22 protein-coding genes are annotated in these 19,210 nt (G+C 70.5%); 15 read left to right on the top strand and 7 right to left on the bottom strand.

The features are described 5' to 3' along the window. The coding region (locus ACGF4F_RS14445) for an ATP-binding cassette domain-containing protein (protein WP_393077675.1) at positions 1–541 on the bottom strand (541 nt) is incomplete at its 3' end. Between the two features lie 239 nt (positions 542–780). Between ACGF4F_RS14445 and ACGF4F_RS14450 the strand changes: the two genes are divergently transcribed. From ACGF4F_RS14450 to ACGF4F_RS14475, 6 genes are all read left to right on the top strand, one after another. Continuing rightward, positions 781–1,329 (top strand): Uma2 family endonuclease, encoded by a 549-nt coding sequence (locus ACGF4F_RS14450; protein ID WP_393077678.1) that lies wholly within the window; start codon positions 781–783, stop codon positions 1,327–1,329. Between the two features lie 33 nt (positions 1,330–1,362). Next, positions 1,363–2,799, top strand: a complete 1,437-nt coding sequence (locus tag ACGF4F_RS14455; RefSeq protein WP_357446489.1) for a TldD/PmbA family protein — start codon at positions 1,363–1,365, stop codon at positions 2,797–2,799. Positions 2,800–2,955: 156 nt separating this feature from the next. Beyond that, complete coding sequence (locus ACGF4F_RS14460; RefSeq protein WP_357446486.1) at positions 2,956–4,395, top strand: metallopeptidase TldD-related protein; 1,440 nt, start codon at positions 2,956–2,958, stop codon at positions 4,393–4,395. A 429-nt stretch (positions 4,396–4,824) separates the two neighbouring features. Then, positions 4,825–5,631, top strand: a complete 807-nt coding sequence (locus ACGF4F_RS14465) for a hypothetical protein (RefSeq protein ID WP_073834789.1) — start codon at positions 4,825–4,827, stop codon at positions 5,629–5,631. A gap of 10 nt (positions 5,632–5,641) precedes the next feature. After that, positions 5,642–7,555, top strand: coding sequence for a fumarate reductase/succinate dehydrogenase flavoprotein subunit (locus tag ACGF4F_RS14470; RefSeq protein ID WP_393077683.1), 1,914 nt, complete (start codon positions 5,642–5,644; stop codon positions 7,553–7,555). Further along, positions 7,555–8,619, top strand: a complete 1,065-nt coding sequence (locus tag ACGF4F_RS14475) for a succinate dehydrogenase/fumarate reductase iron-sulfur subunit (RefSeq protein WP_357446480.1) — start codon at positions 7,555–7,557, stop codon at positions 8,617–8,619. The genes ACGF4F_RS14470 and ACGF4F_RS14475 overlap by 1 nt, the downstream gene beginning before the upstream one ends. An 82-nt stretch (positions 8,620–8,701) precedes the next feature. Here the strand turns inward: ACGF4F_RS14475 and ACGF4F_RS14480 are convergent, their stop codons facing one another. Beyond that, complete coding sequence (locus ACGF4F_RS14480) at positions 8,702–9,139, bottom strand: (deoxy)nucleoside triphosphate pyrophosphohydrolase (protein ID WP_357446477.1); 438 nt, start codon at positions 9,137–9,139, stop codon at positions 8,702–8,704. Between the two features lie 185 nt (positions 9,140–9,324). Between ACGF4F_RS14480 and ACGF4F_RS14485 the strand changes: the two genes are divergently transcribed. Genes ACGF4F_RS14485 through ACGF4F_RS14500 form a run of 4 tightly spaced genes read left to right on the top strand, consistent with a single transcriptional unit; the run spans position 9,325 to position 11,153 of the window. After that, positions 9,325–9,633 (top strand): 4a-hydroxytetrahydrobiopterin dehydratase, encoded by a 309-nt coding sequence (locus ACGF4F_RS14485; RefSeq protein ID WP_357446474.1) that lies wholly within the window; start codon positions 9,325–9,327, stop codon positions 9,631–9,633. 33 nt (positions 9,634–9,666) lie between these two features. Continuing rightward, entirely contained in the window at positions 9,667–10,029 is a 363-nt protein-coding gene (locus ACGF4F_RS14490) for a PH domain-containing protein (protein WP_073834793.1), read from the top strand. 18 nt (positions 10,030–10,047) lie between these two features. Next, positions 10,048–10,425: a DUF1801 domain-containing protein gene (locus tag ACGF4F_RS14495; protein ID WP_357446471.1), complete on the top strand. Its 378-nt coding sequence runs from the start codon at positions 10,048–10,050 to the stop codon at positions 10,423–10,425. Continuing rightward, entirely contained in the window at positions 10,422–11,153 is a 732-nt protein-coding gene (locus ACGF4F_RS14500; protein WP_357446468.1) for a class I SAM-dependent methyltransferase, read from the top strand. Before ACGF4F_RS14495 ends, ACGF4F_RS14500 begins: the two co-directional genes overlap by 4 nt. Positions 11,154–11,203: 50 nt before the next feature. On the opposite strand, the gene ACGF4F_RS14505 is transcribed toward ACGF4F_RS14500, so the two are convergent. Then, a complete protein-coding gene (locus ACGF4F_RS14505; RefSeq protein WP_393077688.1) occupies positions 11,204–11,659 on the bottom strand; it encodes a hypothetical protein in 456 nt (151 codons plus the stop codon). A 95-nt stretch (positions 11,660–11,754) separates the two neighbouring features. Between ACGF4F_RS14505 and ACGF4F_RS14510 the strand changes: the two genes are divergently transcribed. Together ACGF4F_RS14510 and ACGF4F_RS14515 are read left to right on the top strand one after the other, a co-directional pair. Further along, positions 11,755–12,453, top strand: coding sequence for an ElyC/SanA/YdcF family protein (locus tag ACGF4F_RS14510; RefSeq protein ID WP_357446462.1), 699 nt, complete (start codon positions 11,755–11,757; stop codon positions 12,451–12,453). A gap of 190 nt (positions 12,454–12,643) precedes the next feature. Continuing rightward, entirely contained in the window at positions 12,644–13,333 is a 690-nt protein-coding gene (locus tag ACGF4F_RS14515; protein ID WP_357446459.1) for a nucleotidyltransferase domain-containing protein, read from the top strand. A gap of 102 nt (positions 13,334–13,435) precedes the next feature. Here the strand turns inward: ACGF4F_RS14515 and ACGF4F_RS14520 are convergent, their stop codons facing one another. Continuing rightward, positions 13,436–13,891, bottom strand: coding sequence for a nucleotidyltransferase domain-containing protein (locus tag ACGF4F_RS14520; RefSeq protein ID WP_357446456.1), 456 nt, complete (start codon positions 13,889–13,891; stop codon positions 13,436–13,438). Between the two features lie 54 nt (positions 13,892–13,945). On the opposite strand from ACGF4F_RS14520, the gene ACGF4F_RS14525 reads away from it, so the two are divergent. From ACGF4F_RS14525 to ACGF4F_RS14535, 3 genes are all read left to right on the top strand, one after another. Then, the gene (locus ACGF4F_RS14525) at positions 13,946–14,449 is read left to right on the top strand and encodes an HIT family protein (protein ID WP_393077692.1); all 504 of its coding nucleotides are present in this window, start codon (positions 13,946–13,948) and stop codon (positions 14,447–14,449) included. 75 nt (positions 14,450–14,524) lie between these two features. Next, complete coding sequence (locus ACGF4F_RS14530) at positions 14,525–14,995, top strand: SRPBCC domain-containing protein (protein WP_357446450.1); 471 nt, start codon at positions 14,525–14,527, stop codon at positions 14,993–14,995. Between the two features lie 255 nt (positions 14,996–15,250). Then, the gene (locus ACGF4F_RS14535; protein WP_357446447.1) at positions 15,251–15,598 is read left to right on the top strand and encodes a DUF4190 domain-containing protein; all 348 of its coding nucleotides are present in this window, start codon (positions 15,251–15,253) and stop codon (positions 15,596–15,598) included. A 1,098-nt stretch (positions 15,599–16,696) separates the two neighbouring features. Here ACGF4F_RS14535 and ychF read toward each other — a convergent pair. From ychF to ACGF4F_RS14550, 3 genes are all read right to left on the bottom strand, one after another. Further along, positions 16,697–17,782, bottom strand: a complete 1,086-nt coding sequence (ychF, locus tag ACGF4F_RS14540; RefSeq protein ID WP_393077696.1) for a redox-regulated ATPase YchF — start codon at positions 17,780–17,782, stop codon at positions 16,697–16,699. A 103-nt stretch (positions 17,783–17,885) separates the two neighbouring features. After that, positions 17,886–18,632 carry a peptidase E gene (locus tag ACGF4F_RS14545; protein WP_357446501.1) on the bottom strand — a complete coding sequence of 249 codons (747 nt, stop codon included), beginning with the start codon at positions 18,630–18,632 and terminating at the stop codon, positions 17,886–17,888. A 78-nt stretch (positions 18,633–18,710) separates the two neighbouring features. Beyond that, positions 18,711–19,208 carry a MarR family winged helix-turn-helix transcriptional regulator gene (locus tag ACGF4F_RS14550; RefSeq protein WP_387418551.1) on the bottom strand — a complete coding sequence of 166 codons (498 nt, stop codon included), beginning with the start codon at positions 19,206–19,208 and terminating at the stop codon, positions 18,711–18,713. Between the last annotated feature and the right edge of the window lie 2 nt (positions 19,209–19,210).

A 19,210-nucleotide genomic window follows, 5' to 3' on the forward strand; every position in this document is an offset into this window, starting at 1 on the left:
CCGAGAACTCGTGCGGATACTGGTCGAACCGCTTCCCCGGCTGCGGAATCCCCACCCGACCCAACATGTCCACCGCCCGGCCGCGGGCCTCCCGCCGGCTGGCCCTCGGGTGGTGCACCCGATACGCCTCAGCGATCTGCCTACCCACCGTGTAGTACGGATGCAACGCCGACAACGGATCCTGAAAGATCATCGCCATGTCCCGGCCCCGCAGCCGACGCACCTCCTCCTCCGGCAGCCCCACCAACTGACGGCCACCCACCGAGATCTCCCCGCTGATCGTGGTGCGCTTGGCGTTGTGCAGACCGAGGATGGCCAGCGAGGTGACACTCTTGCCCGAACCGGACTCCCCCACGATGCCGAGGGTGCGACCCCGCTCCACCGAGAACGACACCCCATCCACGGCGCGAACCACACCGTCCTCGGTGTCGAACCGCACCCGCAGGTCCTTGACCCGCAGGTAGGGACCCTCGCCAGAGCGCTGCTCCGGCACCGCTGGGCGGTCCGGTTCCCCGGACGGCGCCGACTCCGACCTGCCCACGACCGCCTCCCCCTCAGTGACGAAGAGAACTTACAGCAAAGTTCTGGAGGCGAAAATAAGCTACAAAACGTGGGATGTCAGCGGCCTGAGCGTAACGAGTGGGTTTCGGGCTTGACCAGCCCCTCAGCAGGAGATTCACGTCCGCAACTCGATGTCTTCGTGCCGTGAGCGCACCGCAAGTGCGACGATGAATGCGCCAGTCACGTGAGGATTCCCGCCGGCATGAGGTGGAGGTGACCATGACCGCGGCGGTGTTCGACCACAACGGCCCGTGGACCGAAGAGGAGTACCTCGCCCTCGGCGAGACGCAGCAGCGCGTCGAACTCTTCGACGGGAGCCTTCACGTGACGCCAGCCCCCACGCCGCGGCATCAGCGGATCTCACGCAAGCTCGGCAACATTCTCGAGGCGGCCGCCGAAGCCGTGGGGCTGGAACTGCTGGAGGCGGTGAACGTGCGGCTCCGGCCCGGCCGCATCCCCATCCCCGACCTCGTCGTCACCGAGCCGGTTGACCTCGATGAACTCATCATCGAGGCGGATGCGGTGCGGCTGGTCTGCGAGATCATCTCGCCGAGCAATGCGGCCACCGACAAGGTGCTCAAGATGCACTACTATGCCGCCGCCGGCATCGAGTGGTACCTACTGGTCGAGCAGGAGACTGGCAGCTTGCGCCCTTACCGTCGCCGGGGCGGCCACTACACCGAACAGTCCGTCGCCAAGCGGGGCGAGGTGCTGGAGCTGAGCGACCCCGTGCGGGCGACGATCCGGCCCGAGGATCTCGTCTCCTGACGGATGTCGGTGCGCTCGCCTAGGGTCGGGCGCATGAGCGAGTTCGACGCGGCGAGCGCCGCCGTCCAGGCCGCCCTCGACGCGGGAGCCCGATACGCGGACGCCCGGGTGATGCACCGCCGCTACGAGTCGATGTCGGCCCGCAACGGCGACATCGAGGAGCTGACCCAGGACGAGAGCATCGGGCTGGGTGTCCGGGCGCTGGTCGGATCGAGCTGGGGCTTCCACGCCGTACCCGATCTGTCGGACGCCGCGGCCCGCGATGCCGGGCGGCGTGCCGCGGCGATCGCCGCCGCGAGCGCGCGGGTCCCCGGCCCGCCGATCGACCTGGTCCCCGTCGCGGCCACCGTGGCGAGCTGGGCCTCCGGGTGCGAGGTGGACCCGCTCGGTGTCGCCCTCTCCGACAAGGGCGACCTGCTGGTCCGCGCCACGGAGACGATGCGCGCGCACGGCGCCGACCTGGCCGAGGGGCTCTACCAGATCTGGGACACCGCCAAGTGGTTCGTCTCCAGCGAGGGGCACCGGATCGACCAGCGCATCCGGGAGTGCGGCGGCGGCATCTCGGCGACCTCGATCGGCGACGGCGAGACCCAGCGGCGGTCCTATCCGAGTTACCGCGGGCAGTACGGCACCACCGGCTGGGAGCTGGTCACCTCGCTCGACCTGCCCGGGCACGCCGCCCGGATCGCCGAGGAGTCCCGGGAACTGCTCACCGCCCCCGAATGCCCGGCCGACGAGACCGACCTGATCCTCGGCGGCGAGCAGCTCGCCCTGCAGATCCACGAGTCGGTCGGCCACGCCATCGAGCTGGACCGGATCCTCGGCTGGGAGGCCGCCTTCGCCGGGACGTCCTGGCTCGACCTGACCCGGCTCGGCGCGCTGCGCTACGGCTCCGAGCTGATGAACATCACCATCGACCCGACCATCCCCGGGGCGCTGGGCAGCTTCGGCTTCGACGACGAGGGCTCCCCGGCGGTCAAGCGGGACGCGGTCCGCGCCGGGCGCTGGGTGGGGGTGCTCGCCGGCCGCGACTCGGCCGCCGTCGCGGGTCTCGGCTACGGCGGCAGCGTACGGGCGGACGGCTGGGCGCGGCTGCCGATGGTGCGGATGACCAACGTGGGCCTCGAACCGGGCCCGCACACCCTCGACGAGATCATCGCGGCCACCGACGACGGGGTGCTGATGGACATCAACCGCTCCTGGTCGATCGACGACAAGCGACTGAACTTCCAGTTCGGTTGCGAGGTCGGCTGGGAGGTCAAGAAGGGCCGGCGGGGGCGGATGCTGCGCAACCCCACCTACACCGGGATCGGGCCGGTCTTCTGGCGCTCGATGGACATGCTCTCCTCGGAGATCGTCCCGTGGGGCACGCCGAACTGCGGCAAGGGCCAGCCCGGCCAGGTCGGACACACCGGCCACCCGGCCGCACCGGCCCGCTTCCGAAACGTCCGGGTGGGGGTACGGGCATGAGCGAGCGTCAGCGAGCGAATCATCAACGCAGTGCGGAGGTGCCTCATGCCGGCGCCGAGCGGAGCGAGGTGACGGCATGACCGAGCGTCAGCGAGCGAATCATCAATGCAGTGCGGAGGTGCCTCATGCCGGCGCCGAGCGAAGCGAGGTGACGGCATGACCGAGCTGGACATCGCCGGGCACGTGGTGGAGCTGGTCCGCCGGCTCGCCGGGCCGGACGCGCAGGCCGAGGTCACGGTGACCCGCGCCGACCTGGCGCTGACCCGGTTCGCGAACTCGTTCATCCACCAGAACGTCGCCGAGTCGGGCACGGCGGTGCGGCTGCGGCTGCACGTCGACGGGCGGACGGCCGCCGGCAGCGGCAGCCTGGTCGACACCGACGGGCTGACCGCCCTGGTCGAGCGGACCCTGGCGGCCGCCCGGCTCTGCCCACCCGATCCGGCCTGGCCCGGGCTGGCCCCGCCGTCGCCGGTGCCGGCGGGCGCGGTCTTCGACGAGGCCACCGCGTTCGCGGAGCCCGATGAGCGAGCCGCCCGGGTACGCGCCTTCGTGGACGCGGTCGGCGGGCTGGAGGCGGCCGGCTACTGCCGGACGGCGTACCGGTCGGGGGCGTTCGCCAACTCGGCCGGCCATTCCGCGTCGGGTCGGATGGCGGAGGCGGCGATGGACGGCATCGCGCGTGCCGGCGGAGCGGACGGGGTGGCCCGGCGCTGCGCCGACCGGCTCGCCGAGCTCGACGGCGCCGCGCTCGGCGGCCGGGCGGCGGCGAAGGCGCGGGCCGCGGCGGATCCGGTCGAGCTGCCCCCGGGGCGCTACGAGGTCGTGCTCGAACCGGCCGCCGTCGCCGACCTGCTGCAGAATCTCTCCTGGTTCGGCTTCAACGGCAAGCGGTACGCCGAGCGGCAGTCCTTCGCCGAACTGAGCGTTGCCCAGTTCGACCCGGCCGTGACCCTGGTGGACGATCCGCTGCACGGCTCGGCCCTGCCGTATGACCTGGAGGGCACCCCGCGACACGCACTGACCCTGGTCGACGCCGGCACCACCAGGGCGGTGACCCACGACCGGCGCAGCGGCGCCGAGGCGGGGGTGGCGTCCACCGGGCACGGGATTCCTGGCGCCGCCACCTTCGGCCCGATCCCGACCAACCTCCGCCTGCTTCCCGCCGCCGCCCGCACGGCCGGTGGTGACAGCCCGGCCCCGGTGGGTGGACCGGCCGAGGGGATTGCGGCGGGCGGCCCGACCGGTGGCACCCCGGCGGGGGCGGTGGCCGATGCGGACACCGCGGCGCTGGTCGCCGGGGTGGAGCGCGGGCTGCTGGTCAGCGACTTCTGGTACACCCGGGTGCTGGACCCGAAACGCCTGGTCATCACCGGGTTGACGCGGAACGGGGTGTGGCTGGTCGAGGACGGGGTGCCGACCCGGGCGGTCCGCGACTTCCGCTTCACCGAGTCGTACCCCCGGGCCCTGGGGCCGGGCCGGGTGCTCGGCCTGGGCCGGCTGCCGCTCCGCCAGCCGGACCGGACGGACGGCGTCTGGTGGGAGGCGCCACCGCTACGGCTGGCGTCGTGGAACTTCACCGGCGGCGCGTCCGGGTGACCCGGGCCGGACACCCGGACGCGACCCTGCCTGCTGCGGCGGACAGCCGCGCTACCCGCTACGAACTTGATGGCGTGGCCGACTCACCGTCTCCCTGATTCATTGTCGTCATCAAGTTCGTAGCGTCCGGAGAGACTTGCCGGGGCCCGTGACGGTGTACCGGAGGCAGCCGCTGGCCCGGGCCGCGACAGCCGCTCGGATATTGATCATGGCTCGGGTCTTTCCAACGTGCGGGACACACGGGACACTGCGTTGCGCGGCCGGGCCGCGAAGATCGGCGTAACGTGTGTCATTTAGCTGCGCCGGTTCGCCGGCGCGGTCGCATGCGTGCGCAAGACGTGGCAGTGGACGCGGTCTCGCCCGGTCCGCTGGCCGGTACGGAAGGTGATCCGCCGCCCCCGCGAGGGCGCCGTCAGGGAGACGACTCGAATGACATCAACGGCAACGAGGCCGCGGGGGGCGCGGGCACGCGCCGCGATCGCGGCGAAGACGTTGCGAACCGACCGCTGGTGGCTTGCGCCACTGATCACCGTCGTCGGGCTCAGCGCCTGGGTCATCTACGCGACGGTCCGGGTCTTCATGCACAAGTGGTACTGGGTCGACGAGTTCCACTACCTGACGCCGTTCTACTCCCCCTGCGTGACCGACCGGTGCGTCGAGGGCTCCGCCCACGTCGGCACCTTCCTGCCCGGCTGGTGGATCATCCCGGACGCGGCGCTGACCCTGCCGTTCCTGCTGCTGTTCCGGCTGACCTGCTACTACTACCGCAAGGCCTACTACCGGTCGTTCTGGTTCACGCCGCCGGCCTGCGCGGTCCCGGACGGGCACCAGGCGTACGGCGGGGAGACCCGATTCCCGCTGCTCGGACAGAACCTGCACCGCTACTTCTTCTACGCCGCCGCGATCATCTCGATCATCAACACGTACGACGCGATCTACGCCTTCCACTCCCCCAAGGGCTTCGGCTTCGGGCTCGGCAACCTGGTCCTGCTGGCCAACGTGGTGATGCTCTGGGCGTACACGATCTCCTGCCACTCCTGCCGGCACATCATCGGCGGGCGGCTCAAGCACTTCTCCAAGCACCCCTTGCGATACAAGGGCTGGACGTTCGTCTCGTGGCTCAACGTCCGGCACATGCAGCTCGCCTGGATCACCCTCGGCACGCTGGCGCTCACCGACTTCTACGTCATGGCGGTGGCGGCCGGCTGGTTCAACGACCTGCGGTTCATCAACTAGAGGCCCGGACATGACTGAGACCCGAATCGAACGACACCACTACGACGTCGTCGTGATCGGCGCCGGCGGCGCCGGCCTGCGCGCGGCGATCGAGGCCCGGCTGACCGGCAAGAAGACCGCGATCATCTCGAAGTCGCTCTTCGGCAAGGCGCACACCGTGATGGCCGAGGGCGGCGCCGCCGCCGCGATGGGGAACGTGAACCCGCGCGACAACTGGCAGGTGCACTTCCGCGACACCATGCGCGGCGGCAAGTTCCTCAACAACTTCCGGATGGCCGAGCTGCACGCGAAGGAGTCGCCGCAGCGGATCTGGGAGCTGGAGACGTACGGTGCGCTCTTCGACCGGACGAAGGACGGGAAGATCTCCCAGCGCAACTTCGGCGGCCACGAGTACCCGCGGCTGGCGCACGTCGGCGACCGGACCGGCCTGGAGCTGATCCGGACTCTCCAGCAGAAGATCGTCTCCCTTCAGCAGGAGGACAAGCGGGAGTTCGGCGACTACGAGGCCCGGATCAAGGTCTTCGCCGAGACCACCATCACCGAACTGCTGCTCGACGGCGACCGGGTCGCGGGCGCGTTCGGCTACTACCGGGAGTCCGGCGAGTTCATCCTCTTCGAGGCACCGGCCGTGGTGCTGGCCACCGGCGGCGTGGGCCGCTCCTACAAGGTCACCTCGAACTCCTGGGAGTACACCGGGGACGGTCACGCGCTGGCGCTGCGCGCCGGAGCGACGCTGATCAACATGGAGTTCCTCCAGTTCCACCCGACCGGCATGGTCTGGCCGCCCTCGGTGAAGGGCATCCTGGTCACCGAGTCGGTCCGCGGCGACGGTGGGGTGCTGAAGAACTCCGAGGGCAAGCGGTTCATGTTCGACTACGTGCCGGACGTGTTCCGCAAGCAGTACGCCGACAACGAGGCGGAGGCGGACCGCTGGTACAAGGACCCCGACAACAACCGGCGTCCGCCCGAGCTGCTTCCCCGCGATGAGGTGGCGCGCGCCATCAACAGCGAGGTCAAGGCCGGTCGGGGCACCCCGGCCGGCGGCGTCTACCTGGACATCGCCTCCCGGCTGCCGGCCGAGGAGATCCGCCGCCGCCTGCCGTCGATGTACCACCAGTTCAAGGAACTGGCCGACGTCGACATCACCAAGGAGCCGATGGAGGTCGGCCCGACCTGCCACTACGTGATGGGCGGCGTCGAGGTGGACCCGGACTCCGGCGCGGCGGCGGGCAGCGTACGCGGGCTCTTCGCCGCCGGTGAGGTGTCCGGCGGCATGCACGGCTCCAACCGGCTCGGCGGCAACTCCCTCTCGGACCTGCTGGTCTTCGGCAAGCGGGCGGGTGGCCACGCCGCCTCGTACACCGATCAGCTGGCCGCGCGCCCGAAGGTCGCGGTCGCCGCCGTGGAGGCCGCGGTGGAGACGGCGCTGGCGCCGCTGCAGCGGGACACTGGGGAGAGCCCGTACGTCCTGCAGCAGGACCTCCAGGCGGTGATGGGGGAACTGGTCGGGATCATCCGGCGCGAGGGTGAGCTGGCCGACGCCCTGGGCAAGCTGGCGGAGCTGCGGGAGCGGGTGGCCAAGGTGAGCGCGGCCGGCGGACGGCGCTACAACCCGGGCTGGCACCTGGCGCTGGACCTGCGCAACATGCTGGTGGTCTCGGAGTGCACGGCGAAGGCCGCCCTGGAGCGGGCGGAGTCGCGCGGCGGGCACACCCGGGAGGACTTCCCGGCGATGGACCCGGCGTGGCGGCGGGTGAACCTGGTCTGCTCGCTGGACGGCGGCGCGGTCCGGTTGGAGCGCAAGCCGCTGCCGAAGATGCGCCCGGAGCTGATCACCTTGTTCGACCGGGCGGAGCTGGCCAAGTACCTGACGGACGAGGAACTCGCCGAGTTCGACGCCCTCACCGAGGAGGCGGGCAAGTAATGGGGAACAAGCGACAGTTCCGCATCTGGCGGGGCGACGAGAGCGGCGGCGACCTCCAGGACTACACCGTCGAGGTCAACGAGGGCGAGGTCGTCCTCGACGTGATCCACCGGCTGCAGGCCACCGACGCGCCGGACCTGGCGTGCCGGTGGAACTGCAAGGCCGGCAAGTGCGGCTCCTGCTCGATGGAGATCAACGGCAAGCCGCGGCTGAGCTGCATGACCCGGATGTCGACGTTCGAGGAGAACGAGACCGTCACGGTCACGCCGCTGCGGACGTTCCCGATCATCCGGGATCTGGTCACCGACGTCTCGTTCAACTACGAGAAGGCCCGGGAGACCCCGGCGTTCGCACCGCCGGCCGACCTGGCCCCCGGCGAGTACCGGATGCAGCAGGTCGACGTCGAGCGCTCGCAGGAGTTCCGCAAGTGCATCGAGTGCTACCTGTGCCAGAACGTCTGCCACGTCATCCGTGACCACGAGGAGAACAAGCAGGCGTTCTCCGGTCCCCGGTTCTTCATCCGGGCCGCCGAGCTGGACATGCACCCGCTCGACGCGAAGACCGACCGCAAGGAGTACGCGCAGTCCGAGATGGGACTCGGCTTCTGCAACATCACCAAGTGCTGCACCGAGGTCTGCCCCGAGCACATCAAGATCACGGACAACGGGATCATCCCCATGAAGGAGCGGGTCGTAGACCGCAGGTACGATCCCCTCGTGTGGCTTGGTAGCAAGATCTTCCGGAGGGGTCAGGTGCCTCAAACCAGCGTGACCAGCGAGCACCACAGCGGCGGCGCGGGCTCCGCCCAGAGCGGGGTGCACTCGCACGCCGGCGGCTCGCACGACGCCCGGTCCGAGGCGCAGGCGCAGAAGGGCGTCAACTGGCACCGCCAGGTGCCGCACCCGACCACGCCCCCGCTCGACGCCAACGGCAAGCTGCCGCTGACCGAGCTGACCTTCGACAAGGCCGCCGCGCCGTCGCCGTTCGGTGACGACGTCACCTTCCCGCTGCCGCCGGAGCACCTCAACTTCGCGCACCCGCAGCAGGACCAGCCGAAGCACTGAGCAGCACGACAACGAAGACGGGGGCCGCGGCACACGCCGCCGGCCCCCGTCCCGTTTCCGCCCCCGCGTCCCCTTCCCCCGCTCAGGGGTTGGTGAGCAGGGGGCGCAGGGCGGCGACGATCGGCGCGTCGGCGGGGAGCCAGGCGACGGTGTCGAGCTCGGCGACCGAGAGCCAGCGCAGCTCGGAGTGCTCCAGGGCCTTCGGCTGGTCGCCATGGAGGAGGCGGGCCACGTACACCCGGAGGACGGAACGGCCGTGGGCCATCCGGACGTCCCGGCCGACCCGCGCGCCGATCTCCACGCGTACGTCGAGTTCCTCGGCGCACTCGCGGACCAGCGCGGTCGTCTCGTCCTCCCCCGGCTCGACCTTGCCGCCGGGGAACTCCCAGCGGCCGGCCACCTCCGGAGGTGCGGACCGTTCGCAGGCCAGGACCCTGCCGTCCGCGATGATGGCCGCCCCGACGACCACCTTCGGCTCCCGCCCGCCCTGCCCGTTGCCGCTAACCCGTTCGGTCCGCACGGGCGTCCAGGGTGCCAGATCAATCGGCGGTTTGGGTAGCTGAGCATCGCCGTCAGGTCAGCAGAACACGGAAGTGTGGGCGTGGACACACGATCTGTACGACGACAGACTAGAGGGCGTCGACTGGGACACGGGATGGCGACGATTTGGCCACAAGCCAGCAACGACGCCTGGGAGGTGCGGTGATGCGCGTGCTGTTCAGCGGCCGGGCGAAGCACGACTACCTCAGCGACGCGCTCGCCCTGCTGTCCGGGTGGACCCGGGAGGGTGAGGAGATCCGCCGGACACTCGTCCTGGACGACACCCAGCACGCCGCGTTGACCGAGCGGGTCAAGGTGGTCGCGGACGCGCTGCGCCTGCGGCCCGAGATCAGCCGCCGTGCCGACCGTACGCAGATCCGGGTGGGCCACGGCGACGGCGAGCCGCTGACGGAGGGTGAGGTGCTGCTGGCGGCCCGCATCGAGGACGCCGTCCGTGCGGTCACCGCACCCTGAGCCGGCTGGCGCGCGCCACCTACCGTCGGGGACATGACCACCCCGACGTACGACCGCAAGGAACAGTTCCAGCAGATCCAGAGCGGGCTCCTGGCCGGCGAGCAGATCATCGCCGTGTACGACGCGGTCGGCGCCGGCACCGGATTCATCGGCCTCACCGACCGCCGCGTGATCATTCAGGACCGGTCCTTCATCGGCAAGCGGTACGCCATCACCAGCATCCCGTACTCGAAGATCACCAGCGTCAGCGTGGTGAGCAACAAGTCATGGGGCGGCTCCTTCTTCTCCACCGGGGCGATCGCCATCCACGTCGGCGCGCAGACCTACGAGGTCGAGTTCCGGGGCGCGCAGAAGAGCCACCACGTGCACAACGTGATCCTCCACCACATCTCCTGACCCCTATCCTGATCAACCATGGCGGACCTGCACGCGCACCGGCCAGCGGACGTCGACCGGTTCCTGGCCGAACTTGACCACCCGTTGAAGGCCGAGGTGGTCGCACTGCGGGCGATCATCACCGGGGTCGACGTGCGGATCACCGAGCAGATCAAGTGGAAGGCGCCGTCGTTCAGCCGGGGCGACTACATCGCCACCTTCAACCTCCGCGACCGCAAGCGGGTGCACCTGGTCTTCCACAACCCGCACCTGGCCACCATCGACAGCCCACTACTCGAGGGCACGTGGCCGGACCGCCGGATGGCGTACTTCGCCGACCTCGCGGACGTCGAGGCCAAGCGGGCCGAGCTGGAACGGGTGGTCGCGGAGATCATCCGGCGTAACGAGGCGGCGTGACGCCGGCCGACCGGCTCTTGGCGGCTCTCTACGACGTGGAGAACCCGTGGGGGCGCGACGACGAGTTCTTCCTCGGCGTGGTCGGCGCGGCTCCGGCGGCCCGCGTGCTCGACCTGGGCTGCGGGACCGGGCGGCTCACCCTGGCGCTGGCCGCCGCCGGTCACACCGTCACCGGGCTGGAGCCGCATTCGGCGTCCCTGGCCGCGGCCCGCAGCAAGCCGGGCGCCGACCGGGTCACCTGGATCGAGGGCAGCTCTGCCGACCTGCCCGACGCCGCGTACCAGGTGGCCCTGATGACCAGCCACGTGGCGCAGGAGATCCGGGGCGACGACGAGTGGGCGGGCACCCTCGCCGACCTGCGCCGGGCCGTGATGGACGGCGGGGCGCTGGCGTTCGACTCGCGCGACCCGGCGGCCCGCCGCTGGGAGCGCTGGACCCCGAGCGCTTCCCGCCGCCGGCTCACCCTGCCCGATGGCACCCCGGTGGACGCCTGGACCGAGCTGACCGAGGTACGCGACGGCCTGGTCAGCTACGTCCACCACTACCGGTGGCTGGACGGCGCGGAGCTGAGCAGCCCGGGCACGCTGCGCTTCCGGGCCGAGGCGGAGCTGCGCGAGTCCCTCGCCGGTGCCGGCTTCACCGTGGAGCGGGTGTGCGGCGGTTGGGCCGGCGAGCCGGTCGGCGCGAGCGACGACGGCGAACTGATCGTGGCCGCTCGGGCGGCCTGATCTCAGGCACTGTCCGGACCTGCGCGCTGCCCCTGGGGACTCCGACGGCGTCAGCGCCGGTAGGTCAGCTCGAAGTCGAGCGTCCAGTCGACCCCGTCCGCCGACTTCTCCCAGCTCGCGTCGATGGTGTCGCCGTCGGCGCTAAACGTCCCGGTGAACCGCTGGTGGAAGCCGGCCGCGTCGCGCCACATCCGCCAGACGCCGCCGGCGAACGTCATCCGGTAGACCCGGTGCACGCCGCGCGCATCGGCGTACAGCACGGAAAACTGCTCGTCGGCGTCGTCGAGGCCGACGTGTTGGGTGGTGGGGAACGGTGCGTTGTCCCGCCACGCCTGCGGCGCCGTGTCCGGCACCGGCTCGGCGTCGGTGAACATCCGCAGGTACTGGCCGCCCTCCACCCAGGTGACGTCCGTCCACCCGGTGCCGAGTCCCTCGACCTTCGGCCGCACCGTCCACCGTCCGACGAGCACGTCCAGCCGTGCGAGCGCGGGATGGCGTTCCCTCATCTCGGACCTCCTCCTGCCAGCGTCGGACTCACGCTAAGGCCCGGGCCCGACATCGGGGTGCCCGGCACAGGAACCTGCCTGGGATACTCGTCCGCATGCGGGGGCGGTTCGGGGTCGTCAAACGGTGGTGGAACGTCCGCCGGGTCCGTTGGGCGCTGCTCGCGGTCGCGGTCGGCGCGGTGGTGGCGACCGGCGGCAGCGTGGCCAGCGTGGCGTGGCTCCGCGGTGGCGCCGAGGGGCACATCTTCACCGAGGCCGACGTGCCGGAGGCGCCGGTCGCTATGGTCCTGGGCACCAAGGTGGAGGCGGACGGCAGCCCGTCGGCCTTCCTCACCGCCCGGCTGGAGCTCGCCCAGCGGCTGTTCACCGCCGGCAAGGTCCGGGCGATCCTGGTGTCCGGCGACAACATGAACGCCGACTACAACGAGCCGGAGGCGATGCGGCGCTGGCTGGTCGACCGGGGCGTGCCGACGGGCAAGGTGGTGCTGGACTACGCCGGCTTCGACACGTACGACTCGTGTGCGCGGGCCAAGCGGATCTTCGGGGTGGACCGGATGACGGTGGTGACGCAGTCGTTCCACCTGCCCCGCGCCGTGGCGCTGTGCCGGCACTTCGGCATCGAGGCCAACGGCGTCGGCGACGACACCGTCCGGCAGTACTCCAAGTGGCGGATCGGCTCGGTTCGCGAGTACGGCGCCTCGGTGAAGGCGGCGGTGGACGTGCTCTCCGGCCGCGACCCCGTCCGCCTCGGGCGCCGCGAGACCGGCGTCGACGACGCCCTCCGCGCCGGCTGACGGCGCTCAGCATGGCGGCCAGCCGCTCAACGCGGCAACTTTCCCGGAACTGCTGCCTCCCCCGCACTGCAGGCAGCAGTTCCGGGGAAGTTGCGTGAGATCACCCTGATCGCTTCGGCGATCATGAAGCCCTCCGGCGCGACCCGGACGGCGAGCGATATTCGCTTGTCAGCACCGGGAGAGTGAGCAGGTGGACGCCTTCGAGGATCTGCTCGCCCGCGCTTACGCCGACCCGGCGGTCGTCGGTCTGGTGTTGACCGGCTCGTACGCGCGCGGGATGGCGACCGTCCACTCCGACCACGATGTGCATGTGGTGGTCCGTTCCCGGGACGAGCGGTGGCACGCCACCCGGCGGACCGCCGAGCTGGACGAGATCGTCTGCACCGTGGACGAACTGGCCGACACCTCCGACCCCTGGCAGCGGTACGCGTTCCGCGGCGCCAAGGTGCTGCTGGACCGGCTCGGCGGGAACGTCACCGCGTTGGTGGAGCGACAGGCCGTACCCACCGAGGCGGAGGCGACCGCCTGGGCCCGGGACGCCCTCGACGGCTACCTGAACCTGGCGTACCGGGCGGCGAAGAGCCGGCGCGACGGGAATGAACTGGCCGCCACGCTGGACGAGCGGGAGAGCGTGCCGTGGCTCCTCACCGCGGTGTTCGCCCTGCACGGGCGGCTGCGGCCGTACAACAAGTACCTGCACTGGGAGCTGGAGACGTACCCCTTGCCCGGGCCCTGGACGGCAGTGGCCTTCCCAGCGCGGGCGCTGCGTGACCCGGTCGGGCTGTTCTCCGACGTGGCACGCCTGGCCCGGGAGCGCGGACACGGCGACGTGCTGGATGGTTGGGGCGACGATCTTGCGCTGCTCCATCCCGGCGCCTGAGTACGCGACCTGCGACGCGATCATTCACGGTCCGCACAAGTTGACGGGCGCGCCCGCGGTGGGCTTCGACACGTTCGGAGCGGCGTGCAACCGGGGGTCCGGTCACCGTGTCTTGTGCCCCGTGTCCGCCCCGGTTGGGATGGAGCAGGCCGCCGACAACGCGGCCAGCACACCAGCCGGATCATGCACGATGCGATGCCCCTCAGTGATGACTCGGCGGGTGCCTGAGTCGACCGGATCGGTGTCGGCCCAGCTCACCGGCACGACTCCCAGCTCGACCTCGAGCCCGGACGGACGTCGTACCCGGACCTCCCGCAGCGGCCCCCACTCGGCCAACCGGACGACCTCACCACCGAGCAGATCCGCCCAGACACCCGCCTCGGCGTGGCCCGAATTGTCCGTCAGGACCACGATGTCGACGTCGGAGTCCATCCGCGCGGCCCCGCGTGCCCAGGAGCCCACGACCACCACCCCAGCGACGTCCGCGCGCTCAGCCGACCACCCCGTCACCAGATCCACCATCGAACGCACTTCCCGGGACCGCTCCTCCGTCACCATGATGTGGAGTCTGGCACGCACCTCAAAACGGCTGTGTGGACCTAGGCTGCCGATATGGACGGTCAGCCGGCGAAGACGGCGTTCGACTTCGAGCGGTACGGGCGTCGCGTCCGGCTCGGTCCCTGCTTCGTCTGCGCCTTCGTGCGCGGTGACCCCGACTACCGGCACCACGTCGTCTACGGGGACGACGACGACACCATCGCCTTCCTCGCCCGCAACCCGACGCTGCTCGGCTACTGCCTCGTCGCGCCGAAGCAGCACGTCGAGTGCTGGGTGCTGGAGATGCGGCAGGACGAGTTCCAGCGTTTCCAGGGCGTCGTGCACGCGGTCGCCACGGCGCTCGCGGCGACCCTGCCGACGGAGCGGATGTACTCGATGAGCCTCGGCAGCCGGCAGGGCAACGCCCACCTCCACTGGCACCTCGCGCCGTTGCCGCCCGGCGTGCCCTATCACCAGCAGCAGTTCCACGCACTCATGGCCGAGAACGGCGTTCTCGCGGTCGATGACGGCACCCAGTCAGCCCTGGCCCGGAAGATCCGCGCCCACCTTCAGGTCTGAGGACCACGGACCAGGGTTGCCCGACTGGACGATCAGCTCCCGGTCCGCGGCGGATGCGGGCAGTACGTTGACCGTATGTATTCGACACGCGTCTCTCAGCATGTCAAGGCCTCGCGTCCCGCCGTCTACCGGGCGCTGGTGGATGGCGATGCGATCGCCAGGTGGCGGGTCCCCTCCGGCATGAGGGGCCAGGTCCACCAGTTCGAAGCCCACGAAGGTGGCGCATTCCGCGTCTCGCTCACCTACGAAACGACGGAAGGCACCGGCAAGTCGACGTCCCGCACCGACACCTATCACGGCCGGTTCCTCAAGCTCGTGCCGAACGAGCAGGTGGTCGAGGTGTTCGAGTTCGAGACCGCAGATCCCGCGTTCGGCGGCACCATGACGATGACCACCACGCTTACCGACGCGGACGGCGGCACCGACGTCCTTGTCGTACACGAAGGGATCCCCGACAGCATCCCCGCTGCCGACAACGAGACCGGTACGCGCATGGCGCTGGCAAACCTCGCCCGGCTCGTCGAGTCCGGCGAGCCCTCCCGGTGACCGCACGAAGTGTCTGTTGACCGCTCGGCGTCGCCGTCGGTGCGGTCATCACGCTATCTGCGGCGTCGCTGATCGCCGGCCTGCTTGCCGGGGCCCCGGCTCCGCGAAGTACCCGGCTCAGGCCGGAGTCTCAGCCGCCTTCCCTTGCCCGCCCGCATGATCCACCATGGTGTCTCCATTCATGATCCTCGGGCGGTCGGGCTCGTGGCGCCGCAGCCGGAGTATCCGAGCGGCGAAGGGAAGGTAGGACGTGCCATGACCGGTCAGCTCTCCGAGAATCAGCGAAGGTACAGCCTCCTGGCGATCGTGGCCTGCTGCCTGGGCCTGGTTCCGCTGCTGTACGTCAGCGCGGGCTATGCCTTGCTGATAGACCTGGACATCAGACTTCTCCTCCCTGCGCTGGGGCTCGGCATCTGCGCGGTGGCCGTAGGCGTCGTGGGAACGAAGGAGATCAAGACGACTGGGCAACGTGGTCGCGGTCTGGCGATTGCCGGGTGCGTGGCTGGCGCAGCCGTGTTTGCGGTCCTGGCCTTCTCCTTCGTGTATCTGATGGTGGTGGGCCCTTCGCCTGTCGGCTGCGGCCCGCCCGACCCCTGCTGGTAGGCGGCCCAGGTCGATCCAGGAGCTTGACCTGACCGCAGCGAGAGGGGCATTGTGGTCGAGCGAGTTGGCCTTGACTGAGGGCTCGCGACTCGTTCGGTGCGAACGAACGATCATGAACCGTCGACCTGGCCCGAAAGCAGGTCTGGCCCAGGGCAACTACCAGACTGGCTGGTGACGGATGCGACTCGTCGTCGGGCGACACCTTCTCATAGCGGGGGTGGTCGCGGGGTGCATGACCGGTTGTTCCGAATCACCTGGCCAGAACGCCGACGCTGAAACTCCGAATTTCGCCCAATACTACGACAAAGAGCCCGGCGTCGGCGACAGCGCGCTACTAGAGGGCACTGCGGCGTTTGCCCATGACTGTCTGACCATTACCGATTCCGGTTCGAGCATCACATATGTGCCGGTATTCCCTACCTCTTTGGGTGGTCAAGCGAGGTCCCTGCGGGCGGGCGACAAGGTATCGCTCGGGGGAGGAGCCATGGAAGCACGTCCGGACGGTGTCGACTTGCCCAGCCAGTGCCCAGCATCAGGGCCGTTTTGGATGGTCGTAGCTTCGGAATAGGGTGTGCCCTCCCGCTCGATCTACGCAGCGGCGGTGCTGGCTCGGCTCGTGGGCCGCTCCCCCGTGCTCCGGGTCAGCCTGCCGTCAGCCCACCGGGAACGCATTGTGCCGCTCACCGTGCCTGCGACGAGGCCCATGAATGGCTCTCGACCCAGTTCCAGCGCCCGTTACGGCTGGCGTGGCTCGACGACCCCCGCCGCCGGCCGGTGGCGGCCGACCATGGCGGCCACACAGGCGGCCCACTGAACCTGTCTGACGCCGGACCGCTGCTCGCCACACCACGGGGAAGGAGCCGATTCGCACCCTCGCCCGCTATCGAAGAGAGCACGGGCGAACCTGGTTCGGCGTCCGGCTGGTCCCGATGAACGCGGGTGAGATCCGCCTGGACGACGAGGTCAGGGCCAACTGAGCGCGAGGCAGCGTCCCCCTGGGCAAGGTGCGCGCTGTGCGGTCGATGAGGCGTGGGGTTGTGCCCCTGGTGTGCCCCGGGGCGAAGGCACAGCCTTCTGACCTGCCAAAACGGGCCGGATTCAGACGTTGAAGCGGAACTCCACGACGTCGCCGTCCTGCATGACGTACTCCTTGCCCTCGATCCGGACCTTGCCGGCGGCCTTCGCCGCCGCCATCGATCCGGCCGCGACCAGGTCGTCGTAAGAGACCACCTCGGCCTTGATGAAGCCGCGCTGGAAGTCGCTGTGGATGACCCCCGCGGCCTCCGGCGCGGTCGCGCCGACCGGGACGGTCCAGGCCCGCGCCTCCTTGGGGCCGGCCGTCAGGTACGTCTGGAGCCCGAGCGTCCGGAAGCCGACCCGGACGAGCTGGTCCAGGCCCGGCTCGGACTGCCCGATCGACTCCAGCAGCTCGCGGGCCTCCTCCTCGGGCAGGTCCACCAGCTCGGACTCGATCTTGGCGTCCATGAAGACCGCCTCGGCCGGGGCGACCAGGGCGCGCAGTTCGTCGAGGAACTCGGCGTTGCCCAGCTCGGCCTCGTCGACGTTGAAGACGTAGAGGAACGGCTTGGTGGTGAGCAGGTGCAGCTCACGCAGGTGTTCCAGCTCGATCTTGGCGGCGGCCGCGCCCGCGTACAGGGTGACGCCGCTGTCCAGGAGGTCGACGGCCTTCTTCGCGGCCTCGGCGGCGGCGGCCCGGTCCTTGCGGAGCTTGGCCTCCTTCTCCAGCCGGGGCAGCGCCTTCTCCAGGGTCTGCAGGTCGGCCAGGATCAGCTCGGTGTTGATCGTCTCGATGTCGTCGGCCGGGGAGACCTTGCCGTCGACGTGCACCACGTTCGGGTCGGAGAAGGCGCGCACCACCTGGCAGATCGCCGTGGCGTCGCGGATGTTCGCGAGGAACGCGTTGCCCCGGCCCTGGCCCTTGGAGGCACCCCGGACCAGGCCGGCGATGTCGACGAACGAGACCGGCGCCGGCAGCACCTTCTGCGACGAGAAGATCTCGGCGAGCTTGGTCAGCCGCTCGTCGGGCAGCCCGACCACGCCGACGTTCGGCTCGATGGTGGCGAACGGGTAGTTCGCCGCGAGCACGTCGTTCTTGGTCAGCGCGTTGAACAGGGTGCTCTTGCCGACGTTGGGCAGGCCCACGATGCCGATGGTGAGACTCACGACGAGCCAGCTTACGCGGTTCGCCGCCCGTCCCGGACAGGCAGGCCCGCCGCCGAGCGAAAAGGGACTCCGAGCGCGGCGGGCCCTGCCCAGCAGGCCGGGCTCAGGAGGGCTGAGCGGTCAGCAGCCGGGGCTCGATCCGGGTCTCCCGGACGCTGCCGTCCGCTTCCCTGGTCACCTGGTAGGCGGCGACGCCCTCCTTGTCCGCCACCGCCTCGGCCAGCCGGGTGCCCCGGTAGACCAGCCCGACCCCGTCGTCGGTGCAGTGGCTGGTCGGCAGCGTGCCGTCGCCGACCAGCTTGTGCATGAGCGGCCGGCGCTGCCCCTCGCTGTCGTAGTGCACCCCGTTGCCGTACGGGAGCCAGCCCAGGCCATCGGTGAAGGGTCGCAGGCTCGGGCCGTAGCTGTCGGTGGCCCCGCCGAGGTGCCAGCAGATCGACCCGGCGGAGACGCCGCTTAGCACCACCCCGGCCTGCCAGCACTCGTGCAGGATGTCCTGGAGGCCGTGCACCCGCCAGACCGCGCAGAGGTTGGCGACGCTGCCGCCGCCGACCCAGATGAGGTCCTGGGCGAGCAGGTGGGCCCGGATGTCCTCGACGTTGGGCATCGGGAACAGGGCCAGGTGGGAGGGGCGGAACCGGGTGCCGGCGAACGCGCCGTAGAACACGCTGAACGAGGTGGGCTGGTCGCCGACGGCCTGGTTCAGGTAGCAGATCCGCGGCGCGGGGCCGGCCTCCGCCAGCTCGGCCATCAGCTCGAAGATCGGCCCGGGCTGCGCGTCCCAGGGGCCGCGGCGGCGGCTGCTGAAGCCTGTGCTGGTGGCGACGATGGTCGGTTCGGCAGCCGGCATGAAGTCCTCCCGGTCGGTGGTGTGGCGATCTCCGATCATCCTGCGCCACCGGCCCCGGGCACCCGCAGCCCGCCCGGGTCAGCGACCCGTCTCGGCGGCGGCCAGCAGCGCGCGGAGCAGGTCGGCGAGGCGTTCCTGGTCGGCGGGCGGGAGGGCGTCCAGGAGGCGCCGCTGCACCTCCAGGCCGGCGTCGGCGGCCTCCTCGACGAGGCGACGCCCGGTGTCGGTGAGGGTGACCCGCAGGCCCCGCCGGTCCTCCGGGTCGGGTGATCGGCGGATCAGCCCGGCCCGCTCCAGCCGGTCGAGCCGCCCGGTCATCCCCCCGGAGGTCAGCATCAGCGAGGCGCTCAGGGCCTTCGGTGCCAGGGTGTACGGGTCGCCGGCGCGTCGCAGCGCGGCGAGCACGTCGAACTCGCCCCGGCTGATCCCCCAGCCCGCGTACACCTTCTCCTGGCCGTCGCCGACCAGGCGGGCCAGCCGGTAGATGCGACCGAAGACCGCCATCGGCTCGGGCCGCATGCCGGCCCGCTCCCGGCGCCACTGCTCGACGATGACGTCCACGTCGTCCGCTGCCACGG

The sequence above is a fragment of the Micromonospora sp. NPDC047740 genome, from assembly GCF_043204735.1.
Lineage (GTDB): Bacteria > Actinomycetota > Actinomycetes > Mycobacteriales > Micromonosporaceae > Micromonospora.

What these genes read in the sequence shown, in the direction of transcription:
- ACGF4F_RS14520 (WP_357446456.1), bottom strand. Translation starts at nt 13,891, where the DNA reads ATGGTGACGGAGGAGCGGTCCCGGGAAGTGCGTTCGATGGTGGATCTG.
- ACGF4F_RS14545 (WP_357446501.1), bottom strand. Translation starts at nt 18,632, where the DNA reads ATGCCGGCTGCCGAACCGACCATCGTCGCCACCAGCACAGGCTTCAGC.
- ACGF4F_RS14505 (WP_393077688.1), bottom strand. Translation starts at nt 11,659, where the DNA reads ATGAGGGAACGCCATCCCGCGCTCGCACGGCTGGACGTGCTCGTCGGA.
- ACGF4F_RS14470 (WP_393077683.1), top strand. Translation starts at nt 5,642, where the DNA reads ATGACTGAGACCCGAATCGAACGACACCACTACGACGTCGTCGTGATC.
- ACGF4F_RS14455 (WP_357446489.1), top strand. Translation starts at nt 1,363, where the DNA reads ATGAGCGAGTTCGACGCGGCGAGCGCCGCCGTCCAGGCCGCCCTCGAC.
- ACGF4F_RS14535 (WP_357446447.1), top strand. Translation starts at nt 15,251, where the DNA reads ATGACCGGTCAGCTCTCCGAGAATCAGCGAAGGTACAGCCTCCTGGCG.
- ACGF4F_RS14450 (WP_393077678.1), top strand. Translation starts at nt 781, where the DNA reads ATGACCGCGGCGGTGTTCGACCACAACGGCCCGTGGACCGAAGAGGAG.
- ACGF4F_RS14460 (WP_357446486.1), top strand. Translation starts at nt 2,956, where the DNA reads ATGACCGAGCTGGACATCGCCGGGCACGTGGTGGAGCTGGTCCGCCGG.
- ACGF4F_RS14530 (WP_357446450.1), top strand. Translation starts at nt 14,525, where the DNA reads ATGTATTCGACACGCGTCTCTCAGCATGTCAAGGCCTCGCGTCCCGCC.
- ACGF4F_RS14465 (WP_073834789.1), top strand. Translation starts at nt 4,825, where the DNA reads ATGACATCAACGGCAACGAGGCCGCGGGGGGCGCGGGCACGCGCCGCG.
- ACGF4F_RS14485 (WP_357446474.1), top strand. Translation starts at nt 9,325, where the DNA reads ATGCGCGTGCTGTTCAGCGGCCGGGCGAAGCACGACTACCTCAGCGAC.
- ACGF4F_RS14490 (WP_073834793.1), top strand. Translation starts at nt 9,667, where the DNA reads ATGACCACCCCGACGTACGACCGCAAGGAACAGTTCCAGCAGATCCAG.
- ACGF4F_RS14510 (WP_357446462.1), top strand. Translation starts at nt 11,755, where the DNA reads ATGCGGGGGCGGTTCGGGGTCGTCAAACGGTGGTGGAACGTCCGCCGG.
- ACGF4F_RS14495 (WP_357446471.1), top strand. Translation starts at nt 10,048, where the DNA reads ATGGCGGACCTGCACGCGCACCGGCCAGCGGACGTCGACCGGTTCCTG.
- ACGF4F_RS14475 (WP_357446480.1), top strand. Translation starts at nt 7,555, where the DNA reads ATGGGGAACAAGCGACAGTTCCGCATCTGGCGGGGCGACGAGAGCGGC.
- ACGF4F_RS14525 (WP_393077692.1), top strand. Translation starts at nt 13,946, where the DNA reads ATGGACGGTCAGCCGGCGAAGACGGCGTTCGACTTCGAGCGGTACGGG.